Origin of the sequence: Streptomyces mangrovisoli, from assembly GCF_000974985.2 — a bacterium.
Classification (GTDB): domain Bacteria; phylum Actinomycetota; class Actinomycetes; order Streptomycetales; family Streptomycetaceae; genus Streptomyces; species Streptomyces mangrovisoli.
On sequence record NZ_LAVA02000102.1, the window covers coordinates 20,647 to 30,547 of the forward strand.

General features: G+C 74.2%; 9 protein-coding genes. 5 read left to right on the plus strand and 4 right to left on the minus strand.

What is annotated here, in order from left to right; genetic code table 11:
* Window positions 1-28 precede the first annotated feature (28 nt).
* The 3 genes from WN71_RS33860 to WN71_RS33870 all read right to left on the minus strand — a co-directional run bounded on the left by WN71_RS33860 (window position 29) and on the right by WN71_RS33870 (window position 5,060).
* A complete protein-coding gene (locus tag WN71_RS33860) occupies window positions 29-1,573 on the minus strand; it encodes a cryptochrome/photolyase family protein (RefSeq protein ID WP_046592256.1) in 1,545 nt (514 codons plus the stop codon).
* 14 nt (window positions 1,574-1,587) lie between these two features.
* A complete protein-coding gene (locus WN71_RS33865; protein WP_046592257.1) occupies window positions 1,588-2,961 on the minus strand; it encodes a cryptochrome/photolyase family protein in 1,374 nt (457 codons plus the stop codon).
* Between the two features lie 581 nt (window positions 2,962-3,542).
* A complete protein-coding gene (locus WN71_RS33870; RefSeq protein ID WP_046592258.1) occupies window positions 3,543-5,060 on the minus strand; it encodes an SDR family oxidoreductase in 1,518 nt (505 codons plus the stop codon).
* A gap of 254 nt (window positions 5,061-5,314) precedes the next feature.
* On the opposite strand from WN71_RS33870, the gene WN71_RS42075 reads away from it, so the two are divergent.
* Window positions 5,315-5,482, plus strand: coding sequence for a hypothetical protein (locus tag WN71_RS42075; RefSeq protein WP_167382988.1), 168 nt, complete (start codon window positions 5,315-5,317; stop codon window positions 5,480-5,482).
* Between the two features lie 64 nt (window positions 5,483-5,546).
* Here the strand turns inward: WN71_RS42075 and WN71_RS33875 are convergent, their stop codons facing one another.
* Complete coding sequence (locus tag WN71_RS33875; protein ID WP_046592259.1) at window positions 5,547-6,446, minus strand: LysR family transcriptional regulator; 900 nt, start codon at window positions 6,444-6,446, stop codon at window positions 5,547-5,549.
* A 143-nt stretch (window positions 6,447-6,589) separates the two neighbouring features.
* Between WN71_RS33875 and WN71_RS43535 the strand changes: the two genes are divergently transcribed.
* The 4 genes from WN71_RS43535 (at window position 6,590) to WN71_RS33890 (ending at window position 9,819) form a co-directional block, all read left to right on the plus strand.
* Window positions 6,590-6,667 (plus strand): putative leader peptide, encoded by a 78-nt coding sequence (locus WN71_RS43535; protein WP_351405193.1) that lies wholly within the window; start codon window positions 6,590-6,592, stop codon window positions 6,665-6,667.
* A 216-nt stretch (window positions 6,668-6,883) separates the two neighbouring features.
* Entirely contained in the window at window positions 6,884-7,996 is a 1,113-nt protein-coding gene (gene sfnG / locus WN71_RS33880; protein WP_046592260.1) for a dimethylsulfone monooxygenase SfnG, read from the plus strand.
* Between the two features lie 78 nt (window positions 7,997-8,074).
* On the plus strand, window positions 8,075-8,629 hold the full coding sequence (gene ssuE, locus WN71_RS33885; protein ID WP_046592261.1) for an NADPH-dependent FMN reductase: 555 nt from the start codon (window positions 8,075-8,077) through the stop codon (window positions 8,627-8,629).
* A gap of 5 nt (window positions 8,630-8,634) precedes the next feature.
* On the plus strand, window positions 8,635-9,819 hold the full coding sequence (locus WN71_RS33890; RefSeq protein ID WP_046592262.1) for an SfnB family sulfur acquisition oxidoreductase: 1,185 nt from the start codon (window positions 8,635-8,637) through the stop codon (window positions 9,817-9,819).
* Window positions 9,820-9,901 lie beyond the last annotated feature (82 nt).

A 9,901-nucleotide genomic window follows, 5' to 3' on the forward strand; every position in this document is an offset into this window, starting at 1 on the left:
GACCCGCGATCGGCGGCCCGGCGACGGCTCACGGGGGACCGGCCCCGCGTGCGGCCTCCTGGTCGAGCAGCTCGTCGAGGTCGGCGAGCCGGTCCAGGCCCCGTACCGCTCGCGCCATGCGCGGATGGTGCTCCAGGCGCGCGCGATGGCGGTGCAGGAAGGCCCAGTAGCCGGCGGTGAAAGGGCAGGCCCGGTCGCCGACCCGCCGGTCGGGCCGGTAGGCGCACGTCCCGCAGAAGTCGCTCATACGGTTGATGTAGGCGCCCCCGGACGTGTACGGCTTGGTGGTGGCGAGGCCGCCGTCGGCGTACTGGGACATGCCGATGACGTTCGGCACCATCACCCAGTCGTAGCCGTCGACGAAGCAGCGGTGGAACCAGTCGGTCACCGCGCGCGGGTCCCAGCCCCGCTGGAGCGCGTGGCTGCCCAGCACCATCAGCCGCGGGATGTGGTGGGTCCAGCCGGTGTCGCGTACCTGCGCGAGCACGGTGGACAGGCAGCGGGCGCCCACCGCGTCCGCGTCGAGTTCGAGGAACCACTCGGGCAGCGGCGCGCGGTGCCGCAGCGCGTTGCGGTCACGGTGGCCGTCGCCGAACCACCAGTACTGCTGCCACACGTACTCCCGCCAGCCCGCGATCTGCCGGACGAACCCCTCGGCGCTCTCCACCGGCGCGCGGCCCGCCCGCCAGGCCGCCTCCGCACGGTCGACGCACTCCGCGGGGTCCAGCAGGCCGAGGTTGAGCGACGACGACAGCAGGCTGTGCCGCATCACCGGGTCGGCGGCCAGCATGGCGTCCTCGTGCGGCCCGAACCCGGCGAGCCGGTGGTCGACGAAGCGGCGCAGCGCGGCCAGCGCCTCCCGGCGGGAGGCGGGGAAGCGGCGCGGGCCGTCCCGGCCGACGAACGTGATGCCCTCCTCCCGCTCCCAGCGGTCCAGGTCGCGGCGCACCTCCTCGTCGATCTCGTCCTCGCGGGGCCGGTAGGGCGCGGGCGCGCCCAGCGTGGGCGCGTCGCCGGGCGGAGGTTCGCGGTTGGCGTGGTCGTGGTTCCAGCGGCCGCCCGCGGGCGCGTCGCCGTCCATCAGCAGGTCGTGCTCGCGCCGCACCCAGCGGTAGAAGTCCTCCTGGTGCAGCCGACCGCCGGAGCGCTCCTGGGCCCACGCGCGGAACGCGTCGGTACCGACGAGGAAGCCGCGCGGGGGCAGGACCGTGACACCGTCGAGCGAGCGCACCAGCCGCAGCGCCGCCCACGAGGTCGGGTGACACACCGTCAACCGACCGTCGCCCACTGCCTTCCGCAGCCCTTCCCGATAGGTCTCGGCCTCGATGTAGCGGACGCGGTCGCCCAGTTCGGCGGCGCGGTGCCGCATCGCGGAGAGCACCAGGTGTGCCTTGGCGCGGTGGAAGCGACGGCGCCGGAAGACGGAGCGGGCCTCCACCATCACGACGGGGGCGTCCCGGCCGGGGCCCCCGTCGTCGCCCGCGGTGAGGAAGTGGGGGCCGAGCTGGTCCCCGAACAGCCAGTGTGGGGTGCTCGGTCGGCGTCGTGGTGCGTCGTGTCCCGAGGCGGCCATGACGTGCGTTCCCCTCAGTCCCGGTCGCGGGCCCGCTTGAAGCGTTCGAGGCCCTCCGCGAGGTCGACGATCGGGTCCGGGTAGTCGACGGCGGCGCGGTCCAGGCCGCGCAGCTTCCACGGCTCGTGCACGAATGCCCGGTCGAGGCCCGCGAGTTCGGGCACCCAGCGGCGGATGTACGTGCCGTCGGGGTCGTAACGCCTGGACTGGAGAACCGGGTTGAGGACCCGGTTGGGCCGGGTGTCGGTGCCCGTGCCTGCGGTCCACTGCCAGTTCAGCTGGTTGTTGGCGACGTCCCCGTCCACCAGCAGGTCCAGGAAGTGCCGGGCACCGACGCGCCAGTCGACGTAGAGCGTCTTGGTGAGGAAGCTCGCGACGAGCAGTCGGCCGCGGTTGTGCATCCAGCCCTCGTGGCGCAGTTGCCGCATCGCCGCGTCCACGACCGGATATCCCGTACGGCCCTCCCGCCACGCCTCGATGTCGTCGCGGGCGTCGCGCTCCGAACGCCAACGGTCGTGCCGGGTGCGGTAGTCGGCGGCGGACGACGCCGGCCGCGCCGCGAGCACCTGGCGGTGGAAGTCGCGCCAGGCGAGCTGCCGTACGAACGCCTCGGCGCCCGGACCGCCGGCCTCGCGCGCCCGGTGGACGGCCTCGACGGGGGAGAGCGTGCCGAAGTGCAGATGCGGGGAGAGCCGGCTGGTCGCGTCGCCCGGGAGGTCGTCGTGCCGGTCCTCGTAGGCGCCGATCCCGTCGCGCAGCCAGGCCGTCAGCCGCTTGCGGGCCTCCCGCTCGCCGCCCGCCGCGAGACCGGGGGAGGTCCCGGAGACGTCCTCGCGGGCGGGCAGCGGCTCCGAGCCGACGCCGTCCGGCACGCGCACGGCGCGGGGCGCGCCGAGGACGTCACGCGACGGATGCCGGTCCCAGTGCCGGAAGTACGGCGTGAACACGGCGAAGTGGTCCGACCCGGCGGGGGTGACCGCGCCGGGCGCGACGGCGGTGGTCACCGTGTCGTGCACGTGCAGGCGCCGCCCGTCCGCCTCCAGCGCGGCGCGCAGCCGCTCCTCCCTGCGGTGCGCGTACGCGCTGACGTCGGCCGCCATGTGCACCTCGTCCGCGTCCGTCTCCGCGACCACCTTGGCGACCTCGTCCACGACGTCGCCGGAGCGCACGACGAGCCGCCCGCCGCGCTCCCTGAGACCCGCGTCGAGGTCGGCCAGACAGTCGGCCAGAAAGGCCAGCCGGTTGGCGCAGCCGAACCCGGCGTCCGCCACCCCGCGGTCGCGCACGAACAGCGGCACCACCTGCCGCCCACCGCCCGCGGCCGCCCGCAGCGGCGGATGGTCGTGCAGGCGCAGATCGGCGGTGAACAGGACGACCGAGACGTTCATGGTGCGACTCCGGGTCGGGACGGTACGGACGACGACCTGTTTCGGGCCCAACCCCGTTCCCGGATGCGGGCGGCTCGTCCGCCGGGGCTGGGCGTTGCGGCCGGCGCGGCCGGTGCGCGGGTGGGTCCGGCCGGCCCGGGGGTCCCGTTGCCGGCCCGACCGAGTCGAGGCGGCGCGCCCTCCGCTCCGCGCCGCCGGCTCTCGCCCGACATGCGGCGGCCGAGGTGAGGCGAGCTTCCTCGGACGGGCCCGCGCGACGCGCCGGCCCGCGAGAGCCGATGCCGACGTCGGTGCGCGCCGTGAGCCGACGCACGGCGGGCTTCGCCGCTCCGAGGCGCCCAGTGGGCTGCGCCCCGAGCGGGCCGACGCGGTGTCCCGTACCCGGCCGGGTCGGCGTGCGGTGTCCCCCGCGCCGTCGGTCGAGGCGTGGGGTCCCTCGCCCGCGTCGGCCGACGTGGGGCGTCCGTCGCCGAGCCGGCGCGCCGCGTCCCCCGCCGACGCAGGTCGACGTGCCGCGTCCCCCGGCTGGGTCCGCCGACGTGCCGCGTCCCCCCGGCCGAGTCCGCCCACGCGCACCGTCCCTACCCTGCCGAGCCCTCGCGCAGCGGTTCCCGTTCTGCCGCGCGGGCGATGTTGCGGGCCATGCCGCCGAAGACGACGGCGTGGAAGGGGGACACCGACCACCAGTACGCGTGGCCGAGCAGGCCGCGGGGGTGGAACAGGGCGCGCTGGCGGTAGCGGGCGCGGCCGGTGCCGTCCGGCTCGACGCGCAGTTCCAGCCAGGCGAGGCCGGGCAGCCGCATCTCGGCCCGCAGCCGCAGCAGCCGCCCCGGCTCGATCTCCTCGACCCGCCAGAAGTCCAGCGAGTCGCCGACCCGCAGCCGCTGCGCGTCCCGCCGCCCGCGCCGCAGCCCGACCCCGCCGACCAGCCGGTCCAGCCAGCCCCGCAGCGCCCACGCGAGCGGAAACGAGTACCAGCCGTTCTCCCCGCCGATGCCCTCGACGACCCGCCACACCGCGCGGTCCGGCGCGCCGACCTCGCGCCCGCGGCAGTCCTCGTACAGGCTGCCGCCGGCCCAGTCGGGGTCGGTGGGCAGTGGATCGCTGGGCGCGCCCGGCACCGAGGCGTTGGACCAGCGGGTGGTCACGCGCGCCTCGCGCACCCGCTGGAGCGCGAGCCGTACGGCCTCGTCGAAGCCGATCGGATGCCCGGGGGGATCCGGCACGAGCCGGGCGAGGTCGTGTTCGCGGCACACCACCTCGTGCCGCAGCGACTCGGTCAGCGGCCGGGCGATGGACGCAGGCACCGGAGTCACCAGCCCGACCCAGTGGCTGGACAGACCCGGCGTGAGCACGGGCACCGGCAGCACGATCCGGCGCGGCAGCCCGGCGACGGCCGCGTAGCGGCTCATCATCTCGCGGTACGTCAGGATGTCCGGACCGCCGATGTCGAAGGTCCGGCTGACGTCCGGCGGCAGGTCGGCGCACGCGACCAGCAGCCGCAGCACGTCCCGTACGGCGATCGGCTGGATCCGGGTGTGCACCCAGCTCGGTGTGACCATCACCGGCAGCCGTTCGGTGAGGTAGCGCAGCATCTCGAAGGACGCCGAGCCGGAGCCGATGATCACCGCGGCGCGCAGCACCGCGGTCGGCACGCCCGAGGCCAGCAGGATGCGCCCCACCTCGGCCCGGGAGCGCAGATGCGGGGAGAGCCGGTCCGCGGGCACTCCGGCGGGGGTGAGACCGCCGAGGTAGACGATGCGCCGTACCCCGGCCGCCCGCGCCCGCTCGGCGAAGATCCGCGCGGCCCGGCGGTCGGTCTCCTCGAAGTCGGGGCCCGACCCCAGGGCGTGCACGAGGTAGTACGCCACGTCGACGTCTTCGAGGGCGGCGCCGAGGGAGGCGGCGTCCGTGACGTCCCCGCGCACCACCTCGGCGTCGCCCGTCCAGGGGTGGTCGCGCAGCCGCTCGGGCGAGCGCGCCAGACAGCGCACCCGGTGGCCGGCGTCGAGCAGCTCGGGAACGAGCCGGCCGCCGATGTACCCCGTCGCGCCGGTCACCAGACAGCGCAGCGGCCGCCGCAGCCCGTCACCGCTCATCGCTCACGCCTCTCGCCGTACGCCGGCCCCCGTCCCTGTCTCGCTCTCCCGTCCCTCCCCGGGAACGCTTCCGCGGGCGCGGGCCCGGCGGATGCGGCCACCGGGTCCTCCCGTCCGGGGTCATGCACCCGTCACCCCGCGCGGAGAAGAGTCGCACGCGGGGGACATGATCGCCCGCCGGGCGGGCAGACGAACCCCACGAATCCCGAACGGTTCGTTCTCCGTACGCAGACGGTGTGGGAGGTGGCGCCGCCATGGGCGTGAAGGTGTTGCAGCGGTTCCCGGCGGGAGCTCCGCGCGGGTCGTGGCCGGCCGAGGAGTACGCGGCACGCCGCCGAGCCGAGGGCCAGCCCGCCACCGTGGTGATGGACCTGGACAGCGACGCGTTCCTGGTGGTCGTACCACCCCACGACGGCAAGTGACCTGACATACCCGTCGCCGGCTGATCCGCCCCCTCAGGGGCGCGGGGAACTGCGCACACACTCCCTAACCAGCGGACGCGCCCCGCCGCACAAACGCCTCGTACAGATCCCCCGCCGCCCGCGGCACCGATTCCGCCCGCCGCCGCTGGAGCATCAGCCGCACTCGCGTGGCGTCCCCCGCGATCGGCCGGTGCACGATCGCGCCGAGCCGCTCCAGCGGATCCCCGACCACGCTGAAGTCGGGCAGCACCGTCGCCCCCAGCCCCTCCGCGACCATCAGCTTGCCCATCTCGGCGCCGTCGGTGGAGTAGGAGAACGCCGGGGCGCGGCCGGCCAGCAGCCGGTGGACGTACCGGTGCATCACATAGCCGGACCGCATGGCGATCAGCGGCACCCGGAGCAGATCGTCGACCGTCACCTCGGCCGACGCGGCGAGCGGGCTGTCGGGGCGCACGCACACCACCGGGCGCCCGTCGAGCAGTTCGGTCGAGTCGAAGCCCGCCGGATGGTCGTCGCCGTCGAGATGGTTGACGAGCCCGAGATCGAAACCGCCCTCCGCCAGTCCCCGGTGGATGTCGGTCTGCTGCGCGGCGACCACCTCGACCTGGGTGAGCGGGTGCGTGGCACGGAACTCCCGCACGACGGGGATCAGCAGCGGAACCGTCGCCGCGTTCACCGTGCCCACCCGCACCATGCGGCTGATGCGCTGCTGCTCGCCCGCCGCCGCCCGCAGCCGGTCCACCGCGTCCAGCACGTCGGCGATCCGCGGCAGCAACTCCCGCCCCGCCGCGCTCATCGTGGCCCCGGACCGTTTGCGCTCCAGCAGGTCGACCCCCAGCTCGCGCTCCAGGTTCCGTACGGTCTCGCTCAACGCGGGCTGCGAGAGCCGCAGTTCCTCCGCGGCGCGGCGCAGCGAGCCGAGCCGGGTCACCGCCGCGATGTATTCCAGCTGTTCCGTCCGCATGTCCGGAGAATGCGGCCGCGAAGACGCCCGGTTCAAGGGATTCCCTGTCACACCTTCGTGAAATTCAATGGTCCGCGATACGAGACCGGTCGGGTTTTCCTTGACTGCCTTCCCCGGCGGCTGCCACGATCGACGGCATGACGATGCGACTGGACCTCACGCGGCGACGCCACGTCGACCTCGCGCGTGTCTCCAGCGCCTCCTGTCGCGCCGCGGCCTGATCCCCCCGATCCGCCGCGTTCTGGCACGTCCTTCCGCAGGTCGTTCCCCGGACCGAGTCGTGCCCGCGCCCCTTCCCGCACGCACAGCCGTGCCCCGGCCCGCCGCACCGCAGCATTTCTTCCTCCCTTCCCATTCGGCCGCCGCCTGAATTCACCGCCGCCCGGCACCCGGTGCGATTCCGTGCGCCCGAAATCGGCCCGCGACAGGAGTTCCGCATGTCCGCACCCGTGAAATTCGCCTACTGGGTCCCCAATGTCAGCGGGGGACTGGTCACCAGCCGGATCGAGCAGCGCACCGACTGGGGCTACGACTACAACCGCGAACTCGCCGTGCTCGCCGAGAACAACGGCTTCGAGTACGCGCTCAGCCAGGTCCGCTACATGGCCAGTTACGGGGCCGAGTACCAGCACGAGTCGACCAGCTTCAGCCTCGCCCTGCTGCTCGCCACCCAGCGGCTCAAGGTCATCGCCGCCGTCCATCCCGGTCTGTGGCACCCCGGTGTCCTCGCCAAGTTCGGCGCCACCGCGGACCACCTGTCCGGCGGCCGCTTCGCCGTGAACGTCGTGTCGGGCTGGTTCAAGGGCGAGTTCACCGCCCTCGGCGAACCCTGGCTGGAGCACGACGAGCGGTACCGCCGCTCCGAGGAGTTCATCACCGCCCTGCGCCGCATCTGGACCGAGGACCACGCCGAACTCGCCGGGGACTTCTACCGGTTGCGCGACTTCTCACTCAAGCCCAAGCCGCTCGCCGCGGCCGGGCGCCCGCACCCGGAGATCTTCCAGGGCGGCAACTCCACCGCCGCCCGCGAGATGGCCGGCCGCGTCTCCGACTGGTACTTCTCCAACGGCCGCGACTTCGACGGCGTCACCGAGCAGATCGCCGACGTCCGCACGGCCGCGGACCGGGCGGGCCGTACGGCGCCCAGGTTCGGCCTCAACGCCTTCCTCATCGCCCGCGACACGGAGGCAGAGGCCCGCGACACCCTGCGCGAGATCGTCGCCCGCGCCGACACCGAGGCGGTCGCCGGATTCGGGGCCGCGGTCAAGCAGGCGGGCCGGTCGACCGGCGACGGCAAGGGGATGTGGGAGGACTCCACCTTCGAGGACCTCGTGCAGTACAACGACGGCTTCCGCACCGGTCTCATCGGCACCCCCGAGCAGATCGCCGAACGGATCGTCGCCTACCGCCGGCTCGGCGTCGACCTGCTCCTGCTCGGCTTCCTGCACTACCACGAAGAGGTCGAGTACTTCGGCCGGAGGGTACTGCCCCTGGTCCGCGAACTCGAGGCAGCCCAACCCGAGTTCGAGCCGACCGCGACCCACGCCTGACCGGCCCACGCCCGCCCGACCCAGCCGCCCCGCCGTCCCGTCACCCTCCCGTCGCCCCGCCGTCCCGAAAGTGAACCCATGGCCACCGTCCTCTCCGTCTCCGGCAGCCCCTCCGTCTCCTCCCGCACCAACCGCCTGCTGCGCCACCTGGACCGGCGGCTGACCGCCCAGGGCCACGAGGTGATCCCGCTCGACGTGCGCACCGTCCCCGCCGAGGCCCTGCTCGGCGCCGACTTCCGGCACCCCGCGATCGTCGAGGCGGCCGAACTTTTCGAGCGTGCGGACGGCGTGGTCGTCGGCACCCCGGTCTACAAGGCCTCCTATTCCGGGGTGCTGAAGGCGCTGCTCGACCTGCTCCCGCAGTACGCCCTCACCGGAAAGACCGTGCTGCCGCTCGCCACCGGCGGCTCCGTCGCCCACGTCCTGGCCATCGACTACGCGCTGCGGCCCGTGCTCAACTCCATGGGCGCCGCGCACATCGTGCAGGGCTGGTTCACCCTCGACAAGGACATCACCGTGCACGACGACGGCACGATCGGGGTCAGCCCGGCCGCCGACGAGGCGCTCGCCCAGGTGGTCGACCAGTTCTCCGCGGCCCTCGGCCGCACGCCGTTCCTGGCCGCGGCGAGCTGAGCGCCGTGCCCGCCCATGTGATCGCCGACGCCGCCGAGGCGCTCGCCGTCGCCGCCGCCCTCGCCGCGGAGTTCCGCACCGGGGCCTCGGCGCGCGACCTCGAACGCCGCCTGCCGCGCGAGGAAGTGGCGCGGCTGTCCGCGTCCGGACTGCTCGCCGTCACCGTGCCGGCCGAGCACGGCGGCGCCGACGTCGACGCCCTCACCCTCGCGGAGATCTTCCGGCTGCTGGCCGCCGCGGACGCCGGCCTCGCCCAGATTCCGCAGAGCCACTTCGTCTACGTCAATGTGATCCGCCGTCAAGGCACGCCCGAACAGCAGAAGTTCTTCTTCGCCGAACTGCTCGCGGGGCGCCGCTTCGGCAACGCCCAGTCGGAGGCCGGGACCAGGCACGTGCAGGACATCCGCACCCGGCTGACCCCGCAGCCCGACGGCTCCCACCTGCTGACCGGCGTCAAGCACTACTCCACCGGCGCCCTGTTCGCGGACTGGATCCCGGTCCTGGCCCGGGCCGCGGACGACAAGCTGCACGTGGCCTACGTCCCCCGGGACGCGCCCGGTGTGACGGTCGTCGACGACTGGGAGGGCATGGGCCAGCGCACCACCGCCAGCGGCACCGTCCGCCTGGACGCCGTGGCGGTGCCCGCCGACCGCGTGCTGCCGCACCACCTCACCTTCGAGGGCCCGCAACTGCACGGCGCCGTGGCCCAGTTGCTGCACGCCGCCATCGATGTGGGGATCGCGGGCGGGGCGCTCGACGAGGCGGCCGCGTTCGTGCGCACCAGCAGCCGCCCCTGGTTCGAGAGCGGCCTGGACACCGCCGCCGAGGACCCGCTGCTGATCCAGCGGTTCGGCGAACTCGCCGTCCAGGTGCGGGCGTCCGAGGCGCTGCTGCGGGAGGCCGCCCGCGCGGTCGACGCGGCCCGCGCCGGGCTCACCGACGCGTCGGCGGCGGAGGCGTCCGTCGCGGTCGCCGCGGCCAAGGTGCACGCCGCCGGTGCGGCGGTGGACGTGGCGAGCGCGCTGTTCGAGGTGTCCGGCACCCGCTCCGCGCTCACCTCGCTCAACCTGAACCGGTACTGGCGCGACGCCCGCACGCACACCCTGCACGACCCGCCCCGCTGGAAGATCCAGCACATCGGCCGCTACGTCCTCAACGGCACCCTCCCACCCCGCCACGGCCTCCTCTGACCCACCATCCCCCGCCCACCCCCAAAAGGGGCGCGGGGAACTGCGCAAACACCCCCCACCGGCCCGAGGACGACCCTCAGAC

Excerpts from the sequence above, each read along its gene's own strand:
- WN71_RS33860 (WP_046592256.1), bottom strand. The coding sequence starts at position 1,573 with ATGGCCGCCTCGGGACACGACGCACCACGACGCCGACCGAGCACCCCA.
- WN71_RS33865 (WP_046592257.1), bottom strand. The coding sequence starts at position 2,961 with ATGAACGTCTCGGTCGTCCTGTTCACCGCCGATCTGCGCCTGCACGAC.
- WN71_RS33870 (WP_046592258.1), bottom strand. The coding sequence starts at position 5,060 with ATGAGCGGTGACGGGCTGCGGCGGCCGCTGCGCTGTCTGGTGACCGGC.
- WN71_RS42075 (WP_167382988.1), top strand. The coding sequence starts at position 5,315 with ATGGGCGTGAAGGTGTTGCAGCGGTTCCCGGCGGGAGCTCCGCGCGGG.
- WN71_RS33875 (WP_046592259.1), bottom strand. The coding sequence starts at position 6,446 with ATGCGGACGGAACAGCTGGAATACATCGCGGCGGTGACCCGGCTCGGC.
- WN71_RS43535 (WP_351405193.1), top strand. The coding sequence starts at position 6,590 with ATGCGACTGGACCTCACGCGGCGACGCCACGTCGACCTCGCGCGTGTC.
- sfnG (WP_046592260.1), top strand. The coding sequence starts at position 6,884 with ATGTCCGCACCCGTGAAATTCGCCTACTGGGTCCCCAATGTCAGCGGG.
- ssuE (WP_046592261.1), top strand. The coding sequence starts at position 8,075 with ATGGCCACCGTCCTCTCCGTCTCCGGCAGCCCCTCCGTCTCCTCCCGC.